21 protein-coding genes are annotated in these 21,123 nt (G+C 71.9%); 10 read left to right on the plus strand and 11 right to left on the minus strand.

From position 1 onward, the window contains the following. The first annotated feature begins 247 nt into the window (after nt 1-247). A complete protein-coding gene (locus RM446_RS15450; protein ID WP_311546004.1) occupies nt 248-949 on the plus strand; it encodes a GntR family transcriptional regulator in 702 nt (233 codons plus the stop codon). Between the two features lie 134 nt (nt 950-1,083). Here the strand turns inward: RM446_RS15450 and RM446_RS15455 are convergent, their stop codons facing one another. After that, nucleotides 1,084-1,947, minus strand: a complete 864-nt coding sequence (locus RM446_RS15455) for a hypothetical protein (RefSeq protein WP_398695259.1) — start codon at nt 1,945-1,947, stop codon at nt 1,084-1,086. A gap of 541 nt (nt 1,948-2,488) precedes the next feature. Continuing rightward, nucleotides 2,489-3,712 carry a PucR family transcriptional regulator gene (locus tag RM446_RS15460; RefSeq protein WP_311546005.1) on the minus strand — a complete coding sequence of 408 codons (1,224 nt, stop codon included), beginning with the start codon at nt 3,710-3,712 and terminating at the stop codon, nt 2,489-2,491. A gap of 221 nt (nt 3,713-3,933) precedes the next feature. On the opposite strand from RM446_RS15460, the gene RM446_RS15465 reads away from it, so the two are divergent. From RM446_RS15465 to RM446_RS15485, 5 genes are all read left to right on the plus strand, one after another. After that, nucleotides 3,934-4,893, plus strand: a complete 960-nt coding sequence (locus RM446_RS15465; RefSeq protein WP_311546006.1) for an ACP S-malonyltransferase — start codon at nt 3,934-3,936, stop codon at nt 4,891-4,893. Further along, nucleotides 4,893-5,846 (plus strand): beta-ketoacyl-ACP synthase III, encoded by a 954-nt coding sequence (locus RM446_RS15470; RefSeq protein WP_311546007.1) that lies wholly within the window; start codon nt 4,893-4,895, stop codon nt 5,844-5,846. The genes RM446_RS15465 and RM446_RS15470 overlap by 1 nt, the downstream gene beginning before the upstream one ends. Before the next feature lie 83 nt (nt 5,847-5,929). Continuing rightward, the gene (locus RM446_RS15475) at nt 5,930-6,169 is read left to right on the plus strand and encodes an acyl carrier protein (protein ID WP_311546008.1); all 240 of its coding nucleotides are present in this window, start codon (nt 5,930-5,932) and stop codon (nt 6,167-6,169) included. Nucleotides 6,170-6,279: 110 nt separating this feature from the next. After that, nucleotides 6,280-7,518 carry a beta-ketoacyl-ACP synthase II gene (gene fabF / locus RM446_RS15480; RefSeq protein ID WP_311546009.1) on the plus strand — a complete coding sequence of 413 codons (1,239 nt, stop codon included), beginning with the start codon at nt 6,280-6,282 and terminating at the stop codon, nt 7,516-7,518. A 259-nt stretch (nt 7,519-7,777) separates the two neighbouring features. Then, nucleotides 7,778-8,962, plus strand: coding sequence for an EAL domain-containing protein (locus RM446_RS15485; RefSeq protein ID WP_311546010.1), 1,185 nt, complete (start codon nt 7,778-7,780; stop codon nt 8,960-8,962). Between the two features lie 87 nt (nt 8,963-9,049). On the opposite strand, the gene RM446_RS15490 is transcribed toward RM446_RS15485, so the two are convergent. After that, nucleotides 9,050-10,030: an SGNH/GDSL hydrolase family protein gene (locus tag RM446_RS15490; RefSeq protein WP_311546011.1), complete on the minus strand. Its 981-nt coding sequence runs from the start codon at nt 10,028-10,030 to the stop codon at nt 9,050-9,052. Nucleotides 10,031-10,310: 280 nt separating this feature from the next. Between RM446_RS15490 and RM446_RS15495 the strand changes: the two genes are divergently transcribed. From RM446_RS15495 to RM446_RS15510, 4 genes are all read left to right on the plus strand, one after another. Beyond that, the gene (locus RM446_RS15495) at nt 10,311-10,748 is read left to right on the plus strand and encodes an SseB family protein (RefSeq protein WP_311546012.1); all 438 of its coding nucleotides are present in this window, start codon (nt 10,311-10,313) and stop codon (nt 10,746-10,748) included. A gap of 436 nt (nt 10,749-11,184) precedes the next feature. Continuing rightward, a complete protein-coding gene (locus RM446_RS15500) occupies nt 11,185-13,329 on the plus strand; it encodes a hypothetical protein (RefSeq protein WP_311546013.1) in 2,145 nt (714 codons plus the stop codon). 39 nt (nt 13,330-13,368) lie between these two features. Then, nucleotides 13,369-13,647 carry a type II toxin-antitoxin system Phd/YefM family antitoxin gene (locus RM446_RS15505; protein ID WP_311546014.1) on the plus strand — a complete coding sequence of 93 codons (279 nt, stop codon included), beginning with the start codon at nt 13,369-13,371 and terminating at the stop codon, nt 13,645-13,647. Then, nucleotides 13,644-14,036 (plus strand): PIN domain-containing protein, encoded by a 393-nt coding sequence (locus RM446_RS15510; protein WP_311546015.1) that lies wholly within the window; start codon nt 13,644-13,646, stop codon nt 14,034-14,036. Before RM446_RS15505 ends, RM446_RS15510 begins: the two co-directional genes overlap by 4 nt. 120 nt (nt 14,037-14,156) lie before the next feature. On the opposite strand, the gene RM446_RS15515 is transcribed toward RM446_RS15510, so the two are convergent. Genes RM446_RS15515 through RM446_RS15550 form a run of 8 tightly spaced genes read right to left on the minus strand, consistent with a single transcriptional unit; the run spans nt 14,157 to nt 20,727 of the window. After that, entirely contained in the window at nt 14,157-14,510 is a 354-nt protein-coding gene (locus tag RM446_RS15515) for a metal-sulfur cluster assembly factor (RefSeq protein ID WP_311546016.1), read from the minus strand. Then, the gene (sufU, locus tag RM446_RS15520; RefSeq protein ID WP_311546017.1) at nt 14,507-14,992 is read right to left on the minus strand and encodes a Fe-S cluster assembly sulfur transfer protein SufU; all 486 of its coding nucleotides are present in this window, start codon (nt 14,990-14,992) and stop codon (nt 14,507-14,509) included. Before sufU ends, RM446_RS15515 begins: the two co-directional genes overlap by 4 nt. A 19-nt stretch (nt 14,993-15,011) precedes the next feature. Beyond that, complete coding sequence (locus RM446_RS15525) at nt 15,012-16,301, minus strand: cysteine desulfurase (protein WP_311546018.1); 1,290 nt, start codon at nt 16,299-16,301, stop codon at nt 15,012-15,014. Beyond that, entirely contained in the window at nt 16,298-17,065 is a 768-nt protein-coding gene (gene sufC, locus RM446_RS15530) for a Fe-S cluster assembly ATPase SufC (RefSeq protein WP_311546019.1), read from the minus strand. Before sufC ends, RM446_RS15525 begins: the two co-directional genes overlap by 4 nt. A 7-nt stretch (nt 17,066-17,072) precedes the next feature. Beyond that, nucleotides 17,073-17,405, minus strand: coding sequence for a non-heme iron oxygenase ferredoxin subunit (locus RM446_RS15535; RefSeq protein WP_311546020.1), 333 nt, complete (start codon nt 17,403-17,405; stop codon nt 17,073-17,075). Continuing rightward, nucleotides 17,398-18,567, minus strand: coding sequence for a Fe-S cluster assembly protein SufD (sufD, locus tag RM446_RS15540; protein WP_311546021.1), 1,170 nt, complete (start codon nt 18,565-18,567; stop codon nt 17,398-17,400). The genes RM446_RS15535 and sufD overlap by 8 nt, the downstream gene beginning before the upstream one ends. Before the next feature lie 2 nt (nt 18,568-18,569). Next, on the minus strand, nt 18,570-19,982 hold the full coding sequence (sufB, locus tag RM446_RS15545) for a Fe-S cluster assembly protein SufB (protein ID WP_311546022.1): 1,413 nt from the start codon (nt 19,980-19,982) through the stop codon (nt 18,570-18,572). 19 nt (nt 19,983-20,001) lie between these two features. After that, nucleotides 20,002-20,727, minus strand: a complete 726-nt coding sequence (locus RM446_RS15550; RefSeq protein WP_398695266.1) for a helix-turn-helix transcriptional regulator — start codon at nt 20,725-20,727, stop codon at nt 20,002-20,004. Between the last annotated feature and the right edge of the window lie 396 nt (nt 20,728-21,123).

Consider the following 21,123-nt stretch of genomic DNA (forward strand, 5'->3'; position numbering starts at 1 on the left):
CTGGGGGGTGGATGCCGAAGCGGTGAGGCGCTCACCGCGACGTGAGACGCCCCTCACAAGGATTGTTGAACAATACTTCAATACTCCAATTTCTGCCAGGTTTCCGGCCGCGTCACCGCATGTAACGTCCGCCTGCCCCGCTTCCGCCCTCCGCTCGCGCCGACGGGCACGCGGACGGGTGTGCGGGCGCTCGCGCCCATCGGGGACAATGAACCCGGGACCCGACGCAGTAGGAGAGGGAGCGCGCGTGACCGCCACCGGCGACTGGATCGACGATCTTCCCGACGCCGGGGAGGACCTGGAGCGCTCCAGCACCGCCGAGCGCGTAGCAGACCTGCTGCGCGGCCACATCATCAACGGCGCGCTGGCGCCGGGCGCGCGGCTGTCGGAGGAGCGCCTGGGCCGCAAGTTCCGGGTCTCGCGCAATACCCTGCGCGAGGCGTTCCGGCTGCTGGGCCACGAACGGCTGCTCGTCCACGAGTTCAACCGCGGCGTGTTCGTCGCCAAGCCGGGGGCCGAGGACGTGGTCGACATGTTCCGGATGCGCCGGGCGCTGGAGCTGGCGGCCGTCCGCTCGGGCCCGCAGGCGCCCGCCGAGGCGGTCGGCACCGTCGGCGCCGCGGTCGAGCAGGGCGAGGCGGCACGCGCCTGCGGCGACTGGGAGGGCATCGGCACCGCGAACATGGCCTACCACCGCGCGATCGGCGGCCTGCTGGGCAGTCCGCGCGTGGACGAGACGATGCGCCAGCTGCTCGCCGAGCTGCGCCTGGCCTTTCACGTGATGGCGGCGCCGCGCGACTTCTACGCGCCTTACCTGGACCGCAACCGCGCGATCTACGAGCTGCTGGCCGCCGGCTCCTTCGACACCGCCGCCGAGGAGCTCGCGGGCTACTTCGACATCGCCGAGAACCAGCTGGTGCGCGCCTTCACCGTCCCGCCGCGCGCCTGAGCGCCGCCCCGGCCGCAGGGCGGTATCCGCGCGCGGCTCGGCGCATGAGGACGCCGACGTGCCCGCCGGCACGCGAAAGCGCCCCGCGCCGGGTATGTCGGTCTGCGCGAAGTCTCAGCGAGGGGGCTGAACCTTCAGTTCTTGGCCTTGGGGCGGCTGCCGCCCGGGCGCTGGGGCTGGCTCTTGCGTCGCGGGGGCCGCGGCTGGCGCGGCACGGGCCTCGGTCCGGTCGCGGCTCCGGAGCCGGGGAAGCCGGGAACGATGCCGCCCGACCCGGCGGGCCGCTGCTCGCCGACCGCCTCCGACTGCTCGGGGTCGTCGCCCGCGGAGGGCGCGTCGTGCTCCTCGTACTCGGTCTCGGCCGCGGTCTCGACGGTCCCGGTCTCCGCGCCCGTCGGTGTCCGGCCGCCCTCGCGCTGCCGCCGCCGTTCGCGGTACCGCGCGGCCAGCGGCGTGGCGAGCGGCCATTCGACCGGGGCGGGCTGCGCCAGAGCGGCCCACAGGTAGGCCCGGGTGCCCCAGGCCTCCATGGCGCGGCGCGCGCGGGTGATGGTGAAGAAGGTCGGCGACGCCAGCAGCAGCTGCGGCCACGCCAGCGCAAGCGCGACGAACAGCGGGAAGAGGCCGCCGCCCACGACGGCGGCTGCCGCGCCCACCGCCACCGGGGTGAGCGCCAGAGCGATGCGCAGGTTCGTGATCTGCCGGAAGCGGTGCATCGACCGGCGCACCGACGCCTCGGCCGAGAGCCCTTCGGGCAGCGGGGTGGGCTGGACCATCAGAGCCAGCAGCAGGGACGCCACACCGACGGAGCCGGCGAGCAGGATGGTCCAGCCGGGAGACGACAGGCCGCCGCCCACCAGGAGCGCGACGATGCCGATGACGGGCAGGGGAGCGGGGATGAAGAACAGCACCTGGCGCAGCATCTGGCCTGACTCGGTCGGACGTCTCAGCGCCGCCGCCACCTTGCTCAGCTTGTTCCCGACGCGACCGATGATCACCGCTGTGCCACCCCCAAACTCGTGCTGCGCTGTGCGAGTGGGACCCCGGCCGTCACCCGCAGCCCCGGTTGCGGAGACACCGCGCGTCACGACCCGTGTGGCGCTACCCGCTGTCGTTCCGGTCCGAGACGCCGCGTGTAACGGTCTCCCGGCCGCAACCCGTCATCCCCGCCCCGAAGCCGGGGCAGGCCGCCTCGACCCTGGACGGACCATCGCCAACCACCCACCGGTTACACTATCCGCTTTTCGGGGGCCGAGTTCCCGGATACTGCGGGAACTCCCCCGTTCAGGACGCGGGGGGAGGACCGCGGGGAGCACCCCTCGCGGGCCTGCGTCCGTCCGGTGGCTGATGGCGTTTCGACGGCGATGACGAGGTCGGTCGGGACGAATCCCTGTGTATCGACGATCGTCCCGATTCTTGCCCGAGATGCGGTGGATCAATCTCAGATATCCGAAACGATGCGGAATCAGCCGCTCACAGCCGCCCGAAACGCCCGTCCGACCGAACCGGGCGCGAGTGCACCGCCCCGCTAACAGCTAGCTAGGGCTCCCGTTCGGAGATGCGGCCCAGGGTGATGGCGATGCGCAGCACGAACGAGCCCCGCCCGTCGGCGGGTACGTGGCCGGTAAGTTCGGCGATGCGGCTCAGCCGGTAGCGCACCGTGTTGGGGTGCACGAACAGCATCCGCGCCGTCGACTCCAGCGACGAGGCGTGCTCCAGGTAGACCGACAGCGTGTCCAGCAGCGGCGAGCCCGCGTTGCGCAGCGGCCGGTAGACCTCCTCCACCAGCTGCCGCCGCGCGGCGGTGTCGCCCTCCAGGGCGCGCTCGGGCAGCAGGTCCTCGGCGCGCACCGGCCGGGGGGCGTCCGGCCAGGCCACGGCTGCGCGCAGCCCGTTGACCGCCGCGCGCACCGAGCGGTTGGCCACACGCAGGTCGCCCACCGCCGGCCCGACCACCACGGGCCCGGGCCCGAACAGCCCTGCCAGCGGCTCGGCCGCGGCGAGCGCCGCCGAGTCGCCGACGAGCTTCTCGCTGAGACCGATGACGGCGATGACGCGTTCGCCCTGCACGCCCGCCAGCACGTCGTGCCCGGCCCGACGGGCCGCCGACCGCAGATCCTCCAGTGTGCTCTCGGAGTCGGCTTCGCCCAGGCTTCCCGCCAGCGCCAGTACCGGCGTGCGCGACCAGCCCAGGGCCGCGCCCCAGGTTTCGAGGCCCTCCTCGCGGTCGCCGTGCAGCAGCGCGTCCACCACCAGCGCCTCGAGCCGGGCGTCCCAGGCTCCGCGCGCCTCGGCGGCGCGGGCATAGACCTTGGCGGAGCTGAAGGCCACCTCGCGCGTGTAGTGCAGCACCGCCTCGCGCAGCTGCTGCTCTCCCCCGGGCGCCGCGAGCTCGTCGACCTGGTTCTCCACCACGTCGATCACGACGCGGATCATGTCGACGGTCTGCTGGAGGGTGACCGAGCGCGTCAGCTCGCGGGGCGCGGTGCCGAACACCTCGACGGTGATCGCGGGCTTTCCGCGCGCCGGGTTCTTGAACCACTCGACGAAGGCGGCCACACCCGACTGGGCGACCAGCCCGACCCACGAGCGGTCCTCGGCCGACATCCGCCGGAACCAGGACAGCCGGCTCTCCATGCGCGCGACCGCTGCGGTGCCCAGCGTGCCCATCGCGCGCTCCAGCTGCTGGACGGTGGCCGCGCGGACGGCGTCGTCGCCGCCCGGCGCCTGTTCGTCCGCTCGATCGGTGGAATCGGTGCTCACGCTTCTAGAGTGGCATCGACGCGGGTGCGCGCACGACACGGCGGCCGCGGGCCGGTGCCGCGAGCCCTCTTGCGGCGGGAGAACGCGGCCGTCAGTGTGACCAGTACCGCTTTTCGCGTTCCCCCGGATGCGAAGTTGTAGATCGGCGACAAACCCGGACCCTGTTTTTTCGTCTCGGTCCGCATCCGTTCGGAGGGGTCCTACAGGGCAGTGTTGGTGACGTGCTTGTCATCGTTGCTCCCGGCCAGGGCGCCCAGGTGCCCGGATTCCTCGCCCCCTGGCTCGAACTGCCCGGAACGGCCGAACTCGTCGAACGATGGTCCGAGGCCGTCGGCCTGGACCTGAAGCGCTACGGGACCACCGCCGACGCCGAGGAGATCCGCGACACCGCGGTGGCCCAGCCGCTGCTGGTCGGCGCGGGCTTCGCCGCCGCCACCGCGCTCTTCGGCGACCTCGACTCCGCCCCCGACTCCATCGACGCCGTCGCCGGCCACAGCGTCGGCGAGCTGACCGCCGCGGGACTCGCCGGCGTACTGCGCCCCGAGGACGCGCTGACCCTGGTGGCCGAGCGCGGGCGGGGCATGGCCGAGGCCGCCGCTCAGACCGAGACCGGCATGACCGCGGTGCTCGGCGGCGACCGCGACGAGGTGCTGGCCGCGCTGGAGTCCCACGGGCTCACGCCCGCCAACGACAACGGCTCCGGGCAGATCGTTGCGGCCGGGACCACCGAGCAGCTCGCCGCGCTGGCGGAGGACCCTCCGCCGCGGGCCCGGCTGCGGTCGCTCTCGGTGGCCGGCGCCTTCCACACCCACCACATGACCCCGGCCGTGGAGCGCGTGGAGCGGCTGGCCAAGTCCGTCGAGCCCGCCGATCCCCGCACCCGGCTGCTGTCCAACCGCGACGGCGCGGTGGTCGCCACAGGCGGCGACTACCTCGAACGCCTCGTCCAGCAGATCAGCGCGCCGGTGCGCTGGGACTCCTGCACCGAGACGCTGGCCGGACTGGGCGTCACCGCCCTCGTCGAGCTTCCTCCCGCCGGCACGCTGACCGGCCTGGCCAAGCGCGGACTGCCCGGCGTCGAGCGGCTGGCCGTCAAGACCCCCGGCGACCTCGACCGCGCCCGCGAGATCGTCCGCGAACACAGCCAGGGCACCGCAACCCGACAGGAAGGCCGCCCCTGATGAACCTTCTCCCCGCGGCGGCGGGAGCGCGCGTCATCGCGCTGGGCGAGTACCAGCCGGCGAACGTCGTCACCAACGACGACCTCGCCGAGCGGGTCGAGACCAGCGACGAGTGGATCCAGAGCCGCGTCGGCATCAAGGAGCGGCGCATCGCCGGCCCCGACGACAGCGTCGTGTCGATGGGCGCGGCCGCCGGCGGCAAGGCGCTGGCGGCGAGCGGCCTCGCGCCGGCCGACATCGATCTGGTCATCGTCGCCACCTGCACTCTGGTCGACCAGATCCCCAACGCGGCCGCACGCGTCTCGGCGCGCCTGGGCATCGAGGCGCCGGGCGCCTTCGACGTCAACGCCGCCTGCGCCGGCTTCTGCTACGGCCTCGGCCTGGCCGCGGACTCCGTGCGCGCCGGATCGGCGCACAACGTGCTGGTCATCGGTTCGGAGAAGCTGTCGGACTGGCTCGACTGGGAGGACCGCTCCACCTGTGTGATCTTCGCCGACGGCGCAGGCGCCGCCGTGGTGACCGCCGCAGAGACCCCCGGCATCGGCCCGGTGGTCTGGGGCAGCTCGGGCGACCGCGCCGACAAGATCTACCTGCGCGACGACAAGTACCTCTACCAGGAGGGCCAGGCCGTCTTCCGCTGGGCGACCACCGAGCTCAACGCGGTCGCCGCCGAGGCTCTGCGCCGCGCGGGCGTCGAGCCCGAGCAGCTGACCGCCTTCGTGCCCCACCAGGCGAACCTGCGCATCGTCGAGGCGATCGCCCGCAAGCTGGGAGCGCCCCAGGCGATCATCGCCCGCGATATCGTCACCGCGGGCAACACCTCGTCGGCTTCGGTTCCGCTTGCGCTGTCGCGCATGTCCGGACGCGGCGAGCTGCCTTCGGGGAGCCTCGTGCTCACCATGGGATTCGGCGCGGGCCTGACCTACTCGGCCCAAGTGCTGGAGATTCCCTAGACATCCGCGGGCGCGGCCCTCTCCGGGGCCGGGTGCCGCGGCACGTATCGACCGACACGCAGTTCACTAAGGAGAACCCCGACATGGCTCACACCGAGCAGGAGATCCTCGACGGCCTCGGCGAGATCATCGACGAGATCGCAGGCGTCTCGGCGAGCGAGGTCACCCCGGAGAAGAGTTTCGTCGACGACCTGGACATCGACTCCCTGTCGATGGTGGAGATCGCCGTCGCCGCGCAGGACAAGTTCGGCGTCGAGATTCCCGACGACCAGCTCAAGGACCTCAAGACCGTCCAGGACGTCATCAACTTCATCCAGAAGTAGCGCACCGGGCCCGCCGGCCGTGAAGCCGGTCGGCGGGCCGGGCCCCCTGCCAGCCCGTCCGGGTACCGGCCGGGAGATCGACCACCCGATGTGAAGGGCGATTGGGAGCGATGAACACCACCGAAGTCGTCGTCACGGGACTCGGCGCCACCACCCCGCTGGGAGGTGATGTCACCAGCACCTGGTCCGCACTTCTCGAAGGCCGGTCCGGTATCGACACGCTCCAGGAGGACTGGGTCCAGGATCTGCCGGTGCACTTCGCCGGCCGCATCGCCACGGAGCCCTCGGAGGTGCTGCCGCGGCAGCGCCTGCGGCGGCTGGACCGCACCCAGCAACTGGCGCTGATCGCGGCCAAGGAGGCCTGGGAGGACTCCGCCTCCCCCGACGTCGACCCGACCCGCCTGGGCGCCGTGGTCTCCAGCGGGATCGGCGGCATCCTGACGATCCTGGAGCAGTACGACATCTTCCGTGAGCGCGGCTGGAAGCGCGTCTCCCCGTTCACCGTCCCCATGCTGATGCCCAACGGTCCCGCTGCGGCGGTGTCGCTGGAGTACTCGGCCCGCGCCGGCGCGCACGCGCCGGTGAGCGCGTGCGCCTCCAGCGCCGAGGCCGTGGCCGACGCCATCCACATGATCCGCAGCGGCCGCGCCGACGTGGTGATCGCCGGCGGCGTCGAAGCCGCCATCCACCCGCTGAACATGGCCTCGTTCGCGTCGATGCGCGCGCTGTCCACCCGCAACGAGGACCCGCAAGGCGCCTCGCGGCCCTGGGACACCCAGCGCGACGGCTTCGTCATGGGCGAGGGCGCCGGCATCGTGGTCCTGGAGTCGGCCGAGCACGCCGCCGCGCGCGGTGCGCGGGTCTACGCCGTCGCCGCCGGCGCGGGCTACACCAACGACGCCCACGACATCGTGCTGCCCGACCCCGAGGGCAAGGGCCAGGCCCAGGCCATCCGCGCCGTGCTGGAGGACGCCGACCTGGCTCCCTCCGACATCGCCCACGTCAATGCCCACGCCACCTCCACTCCGGCCGGCGACGTCGGCGAAAGCGTCGCCATCCGGGCCGCCCTGGGGGACTCGGCGGCGGACCGCGTGGCGGTCACCTCGACCAAGTCCATGACCGGCCACCTGCTCGGCGGCGCCGGCGCGGTGGAGTCCATAGCCACGGTCCTGGCGCTGTACGAAGGGCGCATCCCGCCGACGATCAACATCGAGGAGCTCGACCCCGAGGTGCAGGTGGACATCGTGCGCGACAAGTCGCGCGACATGCCCGCCGACGCGGTCGCCGCACTCAACGAGTCCTTCGGCTTCGGCGGCCACAACGTCGCCGTCGCCTTCCGCCGCGCCTAGCGCCCTCTCGGCAGGAACCACCCCCGGCGGGGTGCCGGGGATGCCACCGGTCGCCCCGCATGGGGGCGCACACGGCGGCATCTCGTCGTAGGATCTCCCCGCAGCGCGGGCGGACGGGCCGGGCCCGTCCGCCCTTTCGCTTGTCCGGGCACACCCGGCTCCGCCGAACGTGAACGTCCGGCCGCCGTCCGGAGAAGGGCGCTTGAACTCGTGTCCGCGGCCGCTGACAGGCCGCTCCCGTCTCCGCGAAGATTTCCGTGTGTCCCGTCAGTCCCCGGCGTTGAGCGATAGGCACCCCGGTCCCGGAGACCACCGCAGCGCGGCCGCCGACAGCGGCTCGGGCGAGGTCCCGGTCTACCGGCCCGTCGTCGATCTCGACTCCGGAGCGGTGCTCGCCGTGGGCACCGACATCCGCGCGGCGGACGGCAGGTCGCGAACCGAGTGGCCCGGAGATCCCGCCTCGGCGGCCGAGCGGCTCTCCCGGCTCGTGCGCAGCGCGACCGCCCGCGAGTCCCTGCTCCCCCTCGTCCTACCCCTGCCCGCGCAGGCCGTGACGGCCGCACCCGAGGTCTTCCAGCTGTTCGAGGGCACGCTGCGCCGGTGCGGGCGTCGACCACGCGACGTCACCCTCATGCTCGGTCCCGACCTTCCCCGGGTCCCCCGCGAACCGCTGGTGCACGGGCTCGCCCGACTGCGGGAGAAGGGGTTCCGCTGCGGCCTGGGCACCGCCGCCGTGCCGCCGGACCTGCTGCTGGAAACCAGGCCGTTCCTGCTGCGCATCGATCCCGGGATCGTCGGCGGGCTGCCCGGCGACCAGCGCATGGGCGCGCTCGTCGACGGCCTGGTGCGCATCGGGCACGGCGGCGGGGTCTTCCCGATGGCCGCAGGAGTCACCTCCGACGAGCAGGTGAGCCGGCTGCGCGAGGCCGGTGTGCGACTCGCTCAGGGGCCGCTGTTCGCTGACGACGAGTGGCTGCCCGGCGAGCGCGTCGCCTCGGTTCCGGCGGCCCCGGTCGAGGCCGCCCAGGAGCGCCACGGCTCCGGACCTCCGGTCACCGAGTTCATGCGGCCGCCGGTTGCCCTGAACACCGACGCCACGGCCGAAGAGGTGCTGGACGCGTTCAGCGCCGACACCGCGCTGAACAGCGTCGTGCTGATCGACCACCGCGATCGCCCGGTCGCGCATATCGACCGCGCGCGGTTCCTGCTCGCGGTGACGGGGCCCTACGGCCACGCGCTGCACGCGAAGCGGCCGGCGAGCAGGCTGGCCGACACTCCGCGGACGGTGCCCCGCAATGTGCGGGCCATGGCGGCGCTGCGGGCGGCCGGGCATGAGCGCGAGCGCGTCTACGACGATCTCGTCACCGTCAACGAATTCGGCCAGTGCACGGGGATCGTGCACGTCGGCGACCTGATCCAGAGCCTGGCCGGCGACGCCGAGTGATCGGGCGGGTCCGGCCGGGCCCCCTCGGGCGGTCCGCCGGTCCCGGCGGCGCCGCGCGGGCCGGTCGGATCGGCCCGGATTCCCGTGTCAGCCGCGTCCGCTCCGGTGCTCGCGGCTGCGCGCCTGCCCCAGGCGGGCGCGCCCGTTCGGGGGCCGGTAGCCGGCCCCTCCTCCCCCGGAGGCGGGCTCAGCGCCGCCGCTCTCCACCGCGGTCGGACCGCTCCCGTTGGACTCGGCCCCCTCCGGGTCGGGCGACAGCTCGGTGAGCTGGGGCCGCTTGGGGGCGCGGCCGTCACCCGAGGACCGGCCGAGGGCGCGGCGGCTCAGCCACGGCACCAGGTGCTCGCGGGCCCAGCGCCAGTTCTCGCGGCGGCGGAGGATGCGCGGGAGCCGCTCGGGCGGGCTCTCCCACGGGCGCACCCAGATCTCGCGCGGGCCCATCGGCGCGTCGAGCAGGTCGGCGATGCGGGCGGCGACGATCCGGTGACCCTCGGCGTTGAAGTGCAGCCGGTCCACGCTCCAGGCGCGGGGATCGTTCAGCGCCCCCATCGACCACAGGTCGACGATGTCGCTGGCGGTGCGTTCGGCGACGGCGCGCAGGTGCATGCTGAACACCGCGATCCTGCCGCGGTAGACGCGCAGGACAGGAATCCAGCCGGTGTCGTGCCCGGAGAGGATCACCACGCGGATGCCGGCGTCGCGCAGCCGCCGGATGCCGGCCTCGAACTCGGCGGCGAGGCCGTCGAGGTCGGCGTTGGGCCGCAGCACGTCGTTGCCGCCGGCGTGCACGGTGACCAGATCCGGCCCGAAGTTCAGGGTCTGTTCCAGCTGCTCGCCGAAGATGTGGCGCATACGGCGCCCGCGCACAGCGAGGTTGGCGTAGCGGAAACCGGGTGCGGAGGCGCTCAGATGCTCGGCGAGGCGGTCGGCGAACCCGCGGTACCGTCCGTCGGACGCCGGGTCGTCGAGGCCTTCGGTCAGGCTGTCGCCGATGGCCACGTAGGAGCGGACGACTGCGGACGGCTGCGCCTGATCGCCCTCCGGGGGATTCATCTCCAGGTCAGTCACATCAACCAATCATGCAGCTCGGCCACGGGCACCGGCGCAACGGCCCACGGCGACGCGCGGGGAGCTCGGCAACGGGGTGCGTCTCTCACACGACACGGACGAGGATGTGTCAACAGGGAGAGGCAAGGGTAGGGCCTGCCCGACAAGCATACCTCCGACTACCGCCGACACGCCTGCACCAGGTCCGATCTCCGGGCGTCAGGTGCGTCGCCTCGGCAGCCGGCCGAACGGCGGCCGGAGGGTTACGCACGCGACGAACGCAAGGAGCCGTTGCACCCGCATGAGCAACAGCGACGCCATTCCGGAGAACAGCGAGTCCGGCGAGCAGGCTGAGGCCTTCCCGGCCAACGACGTCGAGCAGGCGCTGCAGGACGCGCTGGACCAGTCAGGCGCCGAGTCTCCCGATCCGGCTCCCGTGAGCGCCTTCATCTCCGCACTGCGCGAGGGGCAGGTGTGGGTCCCGCTGCCGCAGGGCTCGGGAACCCAGGACGACGGCTCGGTGGCGCTGCCCACCCTGGAACTCGAAGGCGCGCCGTTCATCCCGGCGTTCACCTCCGAGGAGCAGTTGGGGCTGCGCAGCGCCGAACTGCCCTACACGGTGCTGGCGGCGCGCGACCTCGCCGAGGCGATGCCCGACGGCGTCGGGCTGGCGCTGAACCCCGGCAACCCGGCCAGCGTCCCGATCTATCCCGACACCGTCGCGGCGCTGGCAACGTGATCGCGGCCGCCCTGCGGCGGGGGCGCGCCCCCGCCGCGGGGCGGAGTGCTCTGCTACCACACCGGCCGGAGGACGCCCGGGAGTGCCTACGCACCGAAGCGGCCCGACTCGCGTGACCTACGTCACAATAACTGCTTGCCCCCGTCGGAACCGGCGTTCCACCAGGCGGGACCGAGCACCGGAATCGTGACGTCGCACCCGCTGCCACCTGGTCGAATCCGATTCGCCGCCGCACTATTCAACCGCGGCACGCGCACGTACGATCACCCGAGGGTGCGCCGCTTCGACCTGCCGGGCACCGACCGCGCCACCGGCGGCCGGGCACCGGGCGCCGGGCGGGTGGACGTACTGTGGTCCAGGAACGTATTTGCCCGCGGGGAACCGGTTCCGGCTTCCCGCAGCGGGCCGGACGCGCGGAGGTCGAGGTCTTCAGCAGATGAACGCCGTCTCCCCGATCTGCCTCACCGACCTCGTTCCCGCCCTGCGGTGGAGTGATCCCGCGATGGTGGGGCCGGTGCTGTGGCACGCCCGGCTGATCGAGGGCTGGTGGAACTCGCTGCCGCTGCCCCGCGTCCTGGACATCGCCGGAACCACCTGGCTGTCGCACTCCCTCGCGCGGCTGGCCGCCGAGCAGTGGAGCCACCTCCAGCTGGGCGAATTCCTGCCGTGCCTGCGGGCCTCCGAGGTCGACCTCGACGACGTCGCCGAACCCGTGCGGGGCGTCCTGCTGGCCACCGCCGGCAGCTGGGAGCGGCTGGTCACGGCCAGCCCGGCCGCCATCGGCTCCTGGGGGCTGCCCGAAAGCTGCGGTCCCCTCGACCTCGTCGGCACCGCCACCTGGCGGGCGGTCGAGCCCTTCGCCGGCGAGCAGGGCCGCGCCGCCTCGCCCTCCCCGGGGCTGATGGTCGAGGCCGTACGCACCCTGGCGAACTGGATGCCCGACTCGGCGCCCGACCACGTGCACAGCGCCCTGGCCTATCTCACCGCCGCCACCGGCGCCGAACCCGCCCGGGCGCCCGCCGAGCCCGAAGACGCGCCGACGACGCAGAGCCCTGCCACCCGGGCCATCCGCACGCTGCGCGCGCTGCGCGCCCAGCGCGACGAGGAGACCCGGTCGAGGCCGGGCGCCGGTGCCGCCACCGAGGCCGCCGGGTCCGCCGCGGCCGAGGCCTCCGCGGGGCCGGTGCGCAGCTCGCTGCTGGGGCCCGACCGCACGCTGCGCCGCCCCGCCTTCAGCCGGGTCAAGCAGCAGGGCGCCGACGAGCCCGCACCCGCCCCCGCCCCCGCCCCCGAGCTCGGCCGCCACCCCCTGGTGGACCTCCTCGAGGACTTCTTCCGCAACTGGACCGACGTCGAGCGCACCGTCGCCGCCGAGCGGCTGTTCGCCTCGGAACCCGTCAGCATCCGGTTGCTGACCGACCAGCTCGGCGTGGACCTGCGCGACATCCGCAACGCCCAGCGCACCGTCGAGGAGCGGCTGCTGCAGTGGCTGGGCTCGCCGGCGGGCGGTCCGCTGACCAAGCACATGCGCGAGCTCTCCGACCACCTAGGAGCGGCCGCCACCGTCGACCACCTCATCACCGCCCATCCCGACCATCCGGTCGAGGTCCCCGCGCTGGGCACGCCGCTGTGGCGGGTCGTCATCACCCTCTTCACCGACCGCAGGCTGCACAACGGCTGGCTGGTCGCCGACGACCCGCACCGGATGCGCTGGCAGACCCGCGAGATGCTGGGAGACGCGCCCAGCACCTCCGACGCCGCGATCCGGCTGGCCCGGATCGGCATCCGCCAGCAGGCCGTGCGCGCATGGCTGCTGAGCACGCCGGGTGTGACCATCCGCGAGGGCCACGTCATGGTCGACCCGTCGATCCCGGTGGAGAACGCGCCGCCCGGCCCCGCCTACGGAAGCACCCCGCCCGACCCCGACGCCGAGGCAGAGGGGACCACCACCGCCAACGGGCTGCCGATCAGGCGGCGCCCCGGCGGCGAGGTACCGCTGCAGGACCACGCCGACCATCCCCGGCCGAGCGCTCCGCAGCCGCCGCGGGTGGCCGACTCGGCCCGCTGCTTCCGCGCTCCCGACGGCCGGTGGTGGCATCGTGTGGACGTCTCCGGCGACCACCTGCACGGCGCACCGGTGACCGTGCCGCCGGGCTATGCGACGCATCTGGGCTTGCAACCGGGCCGCCTGCTGTGCTTGACGGCGCCCGGCGCGGACCTGCTGGTGCTGGTCTGGCGCGACCAGCCGGCGTTCGACTCGCTGCGTCCGCTGCTGCGCCGCCTCTCCGCGCAGCCCGGCGACCGGGTCTTCATCACCGTCAACGGCGACCGGCTGGACGCGCGCCGCCTGCCGGCCGCCGACATGAGCTCGCACGGTCCGACCGGCCGCGCGCTGCACCTGATCGGCTACACAGCACCCGCCGCCACCGAGGAGGCCCTCAAGATCATCGCGCGGCGCATCAGCGAGGACGGCTCCGACGACCGCGCCGCGGAGCCGCAGTCCCTGCTGGAGAGCCTGACCGAGCGCGGCGACACCGACATCGCCCAGGAGCTCGGCCCCGGCCTGATCCCGGCGCATTGAAGTGTAGACGCGCGTCTACAACGCCCCTATCGTGGGACCATGGAGACCATCGGAACACGCGAACTGAAGCAGAATCCCCAGACCGTGATCCAGCGCGTACTGGAGAGCGGCGACGAGTTCGAGATCACGGCATACGGCCGTCCCACCGGCGTTCGGCTCGTTCCGGACCATGCGCAGAAGAGACGCTGGGTCTCCGGCGCCGAGCTCATGACGATCACCTCCGCCAGTCCCTTGAGTCCACGCGACGCAGCGTCTTGGCGCGAGGATGTCGAGAACGCGATGGACGACGAGCTCGTCGACCCGTGGGAGCAGACGTGATCCTCCTCGACACGAACATCCTGATCGATCTCGACAAGTACCTGTTCGGTCCGGCGCAGGTTCACAGTGCGAGCATGCTGTCCCGGGCCGAACTCGAGTTCGGGATCCGTGCCGCGAAGACCCCGCACGACGCCGCCGTGCGCACTCGCCGCCTCAACCAGCTCGACCTCAGATACGAGTGGCTCGAGTTCGACGTCGAGTCCAGCCGCTCCTACGGCCTCGTCGCCGCCTGCGCCCGGACGACGGGCGCAAAGGTCCGCAGCAAAGACGCCCTCATCGCGGCCCAGGCCCATCGGCACGGCGCAGCCGTCATGACCGCGAACATCGCCGACTTCGCGCCGTTCGACCACCTGGTCGAGATCATCGCTCCCGCTCTGCACCAGGGCTGATCGAGCGGCGAACCCGTCGTGCCGACCCGCAGACGCACGCTTCCCCCCGCGGCCGTCGGCTGTGCCGGGCCCCGAGGGGAAGCGTGCGAGAGGACGCGGTGCGGTCCGGTGCGGGCGTGCTCAGACGTTGAAGCCGAGCATACGCAGCTGGTCGCGGCCGTCGTCGGTGATCTTGTCCGGGCCCCACGGGGGCATCCAGACCCAGTTGATCTTGACCTCGCGCTCGAACTCGTCCAGCGCGGTGTTCGCCTGGTCCTCGATGACGTCGGTCAGGGGGCAGGCGGCGCTGGTGAGCGTCATGTCCAGGGTGATGACGTCCCCGTCGACGTTGACCCCGTAGAGCAGACCGAGGTCGACGACGTTGACCCCGAGCTCGGGGTCGATGACGTCCTTCAACGCCTCGCCGATCTCCTCAGCCAACGCCTCGCCGCCGGCGGGCTCCGGTGCGGTGGCGGTGGAGTCCTGTTCGGTCATGAGGCGCCCTCCTTCTCCGTTTCCAGGGACTGGGCGGTCGCGTCCTTCCACGCCATCCAGGCGAGCAGGGCGCACTTGATACGGGCAGGGTATTTCGAGACGCCGGCGAAGGCCACCGCGTCCTCCAGCACGTCCTCGTCGGGCTCGGCGTGGCCCTTGGAGTGCATGAGCTCGGTGAACTCGTCGAGCGTGCGCATGCCCTCGTCGATGCTGCGCCCGATGAGCAGGTCGGTCAGCACCGAGGCGCTGGCCTGGCTGATCGAGCAGCCCATGCTGTCGTAGGACACGTCGCTGACCGTCGCCCCGCCGTCGAGTCCGCCCCCTTCGACGGCCGGCGTGAGCCGGACGCGCAGGGTGATCTCGTCGCCGCAGGTGGGGTTGATGTGGTGGGCCTCGCCGTCGTGCGGCTCACGCAGCCCCTTGTTGTGCGGGTTGCGGTAGTGGTCCAGGATGATCTCCTGGTACATGGAGTCGAGCTGCATAGTAGCGGCCTGTCCCCTCCTAGCGTGCAGCCGCGGTGCCGAAGAACCGCTGCGCGGCCCGGATTCCCTCGGCCAGGGCGTCGACTTCGGCGAACGTGTTGTACAGGTAGAACGACGCCCGCGTGGTGGCCACGGTCTCGTAGCAGCGGTGCAGGGGCCACGCGCAGTGGTGGCCCACGCGCACCTCGACGCCGAGGTCGTCGAGCACCTGGCCCACGTCGTGCGGGTGGATGTCCTCGACGGTGAACGCGATCGCGCCGCCGCGGTCGACGGCGTCGGCAGGTCCGATGATGCGCACGCCCGGCACCTCGGCGACCCGCTTGAGCGCGTACTCGGTGAGAGCGTGCTCGTGGGCCTGCACCTTGTCCATACCCACCGCGCTGAGGTAGTCGCACGCGGCGGCCAGTCCCACGGCCTGCGCCGCCATCGGGGTCCCGGCCTCGAAGCGCTGAGGCGGGTCGGCCCAGGTGGTGTGGTCCATGTAGACCACACCGATCATGGACCCGCCGGTGATGAACGGCGGCATGGCCGCCAGCAGCTCCGGACGCCCCCACAGCACGCCGATGCCGGTCGGCCCGAGCATCTTGTGCCCAGAGAACGCGAGGAAGTCCACGCCCAGCTCGGCGACGTCGACCGGCATGTGCGGCACCGACTGCGCGGCGTCGGCCAGCACCAGCGCGCCGTGGGCGTGGGCGCGCTCGGCGATGGCGGCGACCGGGTTGACGGTGCCCAGCACGTTGGACTGGTGGGCGATCGCCACGAGCTTGGTGCGGTCGTTGATCAGCTCCTCGATGCCGCTCAGGTCCAGCCGGCCCTCGGGGGTCACCGGGAACCACCGCAGCGTCGCGCCGGTGCGCTGGCACAGCTGCTGCCAGGGCACCAGATTTCCGTGGTGCTCCATCTCGGTGACGAGGATCTCGTCGCCGGGGCCCACGACGAACCGGGCGTGGGCGTCGCCGCCGGTGGCGGCGTTGCTCATGGCGTAGGCCACCAGGTTGATCGCCTCGGTGGCGTTCTTGGTGAAGACGACCTCGCCGGGCTGGGCACCCACGAACGCCGCGATGGTCGCGCGCGCGCTCTCATAGGCGTCGGTGGCCTCCTCGGAGAGCTGGTGCGCGCCGCGGTGCACCGCCGCGTTGTGGCGTTCGTAGAAGACCCGTTCGGCCTCGACCACCTGCCGGGGCTTCTGCGATGTCGCTCCGGAATCGAGATACACCAGCGGGCGCTCGTCGCGGACGGTGCGGGCCAGGACCGGGAAGTCGGCCCGCACCGCCTCGACGTCGAGGCGCCCCAGCTCGCTCGTGGTCACTTCGCTGCGCCTGCCTTCGCGAAACGCTCGTAGCCCTCGGACTCCAGGGTGTCGGCCAGCTCCGGCCCGCCGGACTCGGCGACACGGCCGCCGGCGAACACGTGGACGTGGTCGGCCTGGACGTAGTTGAGGATGCGGGTGTAGTGGGTGATCAGCATGACGCCCACGTCGCCGGTCTCGCGCGCACGGTTGATGCCGGCCGAGACGACCTTCAGCGCGTCCACGTCGAGGCCGGAGTCGGTCTCGTCGAGGATGGCCATGCGCGGCTTGAGCAGCTCCAGCTGGAGGATCTCGTGGCGCTTCTTCTCACCGCCGGAGAAGCCCTCGTTGACACCGCGCGCGGCGAAGGAGGAGTCGATGGCCAGGTTGCCCATGGTCTCCTGCAGCTCCTTGGAGAAGGTGCGGAGCTTGGGCGCCTCGCCGCGCACGGCGGTGACCGAGCTGCGCAGGAAGTTGGACATGGATACGCCCGGAACCTCGACGGGGTACTGCATGGCCAGGAACAGGCCGGCGCGGGCGCGCTCGTCGACGCTCATCTCCAGCACGTTCTCGCCGTCGAGAAGCACCTCGCCGTCGGTGATCTCGTAGCGGGGGTGGCCGGCGATGGCGTAGGCGAGCGTGGACTTGCCGGAGCCGTTGGGCCCCATGATGGCGTGGGTCTCGCCGGAGTTGATGGTGAGGTCGACGCCCTTGAGGATCTCCTGGCGCTCCTCGGCGCCGATGAGGACGTCGGCGCGCACCCCGCGGATTTCGAACTTCGTCATATGCGATTCAGCCTTTTGAACTCTGGGTGTCCAGCGAGACGAGGACGTCGTCGCCGTCGATCTGCACTGCGTAGGTGGCGACCGGTTGGGTCGCCGGCGGGTTGATCGGCTTGCCCGAGCCGAGGTCGAAGCAGGACCCGTGCAGCCAGCACTCGACGGTCCCGTCCTCGACCTCGCCCTCGGACAGGTTCACCTCGGCGTGGGAGCAGATGTCGCTGATGGCGTAGACCTCGCCTTCGCTGCGCACCACCGCCACCGGCGTGTCGCCGATCTCCACGCCCAGCGCGCCCTCGTCGGGGACGTCGCTCAGCGAACACACCCGGGTGTATCCGTCACTCATGGAGGGCCAGCTTCTCCTCCACCTCGTCCATGATGCGGTCGCGAAGCTCGGGGACCTCGATGCGGCCGATGAGCTCCTGGAAGTACCCGCGGATGACGAGACGCCGGGCCTCGTCGGCGGGGATGCCGCGCGACTGCAGGTAGAAGAGGTGGATGTCGTCGAGCCGGCCGCTGGCGCTGGCGTGGCCCGCGCCCTCGACCTCTCCGGTGAAGATCTCCAGGTTCGGCACGGAGTCGACCCTCGTGCCGTCGGTGAGCACCAGGTTGCGGTTGTGCTCGTAGGAGTCGGTGCCGGAGGTGCCCTCGCCGATGATGACGTCGCCGATCCACACCGCGTGGGCGTCCTCGCCGCTGAGCGCGCCCTTGTACTCGACGCGGCTGCGGGTGTTGGACTCGTTGTGGTCGATCAGCGAGCGGTGCTCGTGGTGCTGGGCGCGGCCGGTGAAGTACAGGCCGTGCAGCTCGGCGTCGCCGCCGGTGCCCTTGTAGCGGACACTGGGCGACAGGCGGACCAGGTCGCCGCCGAGCGTGACCACGAAGCTGCGGAACCGGGCGTCGCGGCCCACCGTGGCGTACTGGTGGGACACCTGGACGGCGTCGTCGTTCCAGTCCTGCAGGCTGATCACGGTCAGCGAGGCGCCGTCCTCGACGACGAACTCGACGTTGTCGGCGTAGACGGCCGAACCGGCGTACTCCAGGACCACGGTGGCCGAGGAGTGCTGCTCGGCGCGCACCAGGATGTGGCCGTAGGCGTCGCCGAGCTCGGTGCCGGTGACCTTGACGAACACCGTCTCGGACAGCTCGGTGTCCTTGGGCACGGTGACCACGGTGGCCGGGTTGAAGTCGGTGAAGCTCTCCCAGGCCAGCGCGCTGACGCGGTCGTTGGGCAGGAAGGACGCGCCGATGCGGGAGTCGTCGCGTCCGACGCGCTCGACGACGGCCTGCTCAGGGCCGGAGACCTCGACGGCGACCGTGCCGTCGGCGATCTCGCGGCCCTGGTGCAGGCCGCGCAGCCGGCGGAGCGGCGTGAAGCGCCACTCCTCCTCGCGCCCGTTGGGCACGGGGAAGCTCGCGGACTCGAAGGACCCGTGCACGTCCAGGCGCGAGATCGGGATGTCCCCGCCGTGCGAGTGCTCGCGGATTCCGAGATTGGGGCTGGCCATGCTTAACCGACCGCTCCTTCCATCTGCAGTTCGATCAGCCGGTTGAGTTCCAGCGCGTACTCCATGGGGAGTTCGCGCGCGATGGGCTCGACGAACCCGCGGACGATCATCGCCATGGCCTCGTCCTCGTCCAGACCGCGGCTCATCAGGTAGAAGAGCTGGTCCTCGCTGACCTTGGAGACGGTGGCCTCGTGGCCCATCTCCACGTCGTCCTCGCGGATGTCGTTGTAGGGGTAGGTGTCCGAGCGGCTCATGGTGTCGATGAGCAGCGCGTCGCACTTGACCGTCGACTTGGAGTGGTCGGCACCCTCCTGCACCTGGATCAGTCCGCGGTAGGAAGCGCGGCCACCGCCGCGCGCCACCGACTTGGAGACGATGGTGGAGGAGGTGTTGGGCGCGCAGTGCACCATCTTGGAGCCGGTGTCCTGGTGCTGGCCCTCGCCGGCGAAGGCGACGGAGAGGGTCTCGCCCTTGGCGTGCTCGCCCATCAGGTAGACGGCCGGGTACTTCATCGTCACCTGGGAGCCGATGTTGCCGTCGATCCACTCCATGGTGGCGCCCTCGTAGGCGACGGCGCGCTTGGTGACCAGGTTGTAGACGTTGTTCGACCAGTTCTGGATGGTCGTGTAACGGCAGCGGGCGTTCTTCTTGACGATGATCTCCACGACCGCGGAGTGCAGCGAGTCGGTCTTGTAGATCGGCGCCGTGCAGCCCTCGACGTAGTGGACGTAGGCGCCCTCGTCGACGATGATCAGCGTCCGCTCGAACTGGCCCATGTTCTCGGTGTTGATCCGGAAGTAGGCCTGCAGCGGGATCTCGACGTGCACGTTCGGCGGCACGTAGATGAACGACCCGCCGCTCCACACGGCGGTGTTGAGCGCCGAGAACTTGTTGTCGCCGGGCGGGATGACCGAGCCGAAGTACTCCTGGAAGAGCTCCGGGTGCTCCTTCAGCGCGGTGTCGGTGTCCAGGAAGAGGACGCCCTGCTGCTCCAGGTCCTCGCGGATCTGGTGGTACACGACCTCGGACTCGTACTGCGCGGCTACACCGGCGACCAGGCGCTGCTTCTCGGCCTCGGGGATCCCGAGCTTGTCGTAGGTGTTCTTGATGTCCTCCGGCAGCTCCTCCCAGGAGGCGGCCTGCTGCTCGGTGGACCGCACGAAGTACTTGATCTTCTCGAAGTCGATGCCCCCGAGGTCGGCGCCCCACTCGGGCAGCGGCTTCTTGCCGAAGAGGCGCAGCGACTTGAGACGGAGCTTCTCCATCCACTCCGGCTCGTCCTTCTTGCCGGAGATGTCGCGGACGACCTCTTCGTTCAGGCCGCGCCGAGCGGAGGCGCCGGCCTCGTCTCGGTCGGCCCAGCCGTACTCGTAGGTGCCGAGCCCTTCGAGCTCGGGGTGCGCGGTAGACGTCATTACGCGGATCCTCCTGGACTCAGACGTCCTTCATCTGGCGTCGCCCGCCCCTCGCCCCGGGACGGGCGGGCGTGTTCTCATCTGTGCGCGACCGGTCCGGGCTCCCGGCGGGACGGGGCTCGGCATCGGCGATGTCGCGCGGGGTGACGTGTGTGGTGCACACGCCGTCGCCGTGGGCGATGGTGGCCAGCCGCCGCACCGGGGTCCCCAGCAGCCGCTCGAAGACCTCGACCTCGGCCTCGCACAGTTCGGGGAACTCCGTGGCGACGTGGGCCACCGGGCAGTGGTGCTGGCACAGCTGGTCGCCGCCGCCCGGAGCGGGGGCCTCACCGGCCGACGCCGCGTAGCCGTCGCTGGACAGCGCCTCGGCCAGCAGCCGGATGCGCTGCTGCGGCGGTGCCGCGGCCAGCATCGGGCGGTAGCGCCGTTCGAGGTCGGCCACCTGGCTCCGGGCGAACTCGGCGACGGCCTGGGACCCGGCCTTCTCGGCGAGGAACCGCAGCGCACTGGCGGCGAGGTCGTCGTAGCCGTGCACGAACGCGTCGCGTCCGGCATCGGTGATGGCGAAGACCCGGGCCGGCCTGCCGCGGCCGCGGCGCCCGCGGTCGCGGGAGTCGCGGGCTTCGACCATGCCCTCGTTCATCAGGTTGTCGAGGTGGCGGCGGATCGCCGCCGGAGTGAGGCCGAGCCGCTCGCCGAGCATGGCGGCGGTGATGGGCCCGTGTTCGAGGATCAGCCGTGCCACGCGTGCGCGCGTACCGTTCTCGGCACCTCGCTCGGGGCCGTGAGCGGCCGCGGACGCGCCGACGGCGGCGCCTCCCGCGGACTGCTGACGGTTCCCCACGTTTTTCACAACATCAGTGTGGCGTAAATAAGTCCCGGCAGGCAAACGGCACTCCATGCGGTTGGTCACCCAGGACAGCCTTGCCTCACCGGGTTCGGCGCCCGGCGTCCCAATCCCCGTTCGGGCACCCGTCAGGGCAACGCCCGGGGCCGCCCGGTATTCCCGCCCGCGCCCGGCGGTGCCGCGCGGGGCACCGCGCGCGGTCATCGGCGCCCCCGCCACCACGGTCGGGGCACGTCGCCGCACTGCGGCCGGGCCGGTGCGGGGCCGCCCCGGCCCCGCCATAGACTCGGGCCC

Origin of the sequence: Streptomonospora wellingtoniae (genome assembly GCF_031845375.1) — a bacterium.
GTDB classification, from domain to species: domain Bacteria; phylum Actinomycetota; class Actinomycetes; order Streptosporangiales; family Streptosporangiaceae; genus Streptomonospora; species Streptomonospora wellingtoniae.

Coding starts and splice junctions, on each gene's coding strand:
- RM446_RS15535 (WP_311546020.1), bottom strand. CDS start 17,405: ATGAGTGACGGATACACCCGGGTGTGTTCGCTGAGCGACGTCCCCGAC.
- RM446_RS15500 (WP_311546013.1), top strand. CDS start 11,185: ATGAACGCCGTCTCCCCGATCTGCCTCACCGACCTCGTTCCCGCCCTG.
- fabF (WP_311546009.1), top strand. CDS start 6,280: ATGAACACCACCGAAGTCGTCGTCACGGGACTCGGCGCCACCACCCCG.
- RM446_RS15505 (WP_311546014.1), top strand. CDS start 13,369: ATGGAGACCATCGGAACACGCGAACTGAAGCAGAATCCCCAGACCGTG.
- RM446_RS15470 (WP_311546007.1), top strand. CDS start 4,893: ATGAACCTTCTCCCCGCGGCGGCGGGAGCGCGCGTCATCGCGCTGGGC.
- sufB (WP_311546022.1), bottom strand. CDS start 19,982: ATGACGTCTACCGCGCACCCCGAGCTCGAAGGGCTCGGCACCTACGAG.
- sufC (WP_311546019.1), bottom strand. CDS start 17,065: ATGACGAAGTTCGAAATCCGCGGGGTGCGCGCCGACGTCCTCATCGGC.
- sufU (WP_311546017.1), bottom strand. CDS start 14,992: ATGCAGCTCGACTCCATGTACCAGGAGATCATCCTGGACCACTACCGC.
- RM446_RS15475 (WP_311546008.1), top strand. CDS start 5,930: ATGGCTCACACCGAGCAGGAGATCCTCGACGGCCTCGGCGAGATCATC.
- sufD (WP_311546021.1), bottom strand. CDS start 18,567: ATGGCCAGCCCCAATCTCGGAATCCGCGAGCACTCGCACGGCGGGGAC.
- RM446_RS15495 (WP_311546012.1), top strand. CDS start 10,311: ATGAGCAACAGCGACGCCATTCCGGAGAACAGCGAGTCCGGCGAGCAG.
- RM446_RS15515 (WP_311546016.1), bottom strand. CDS start 14,510: ATGACCGAACAGGACTCCACCGCCACCGCACCGGAGCCCGCCGGCGGC.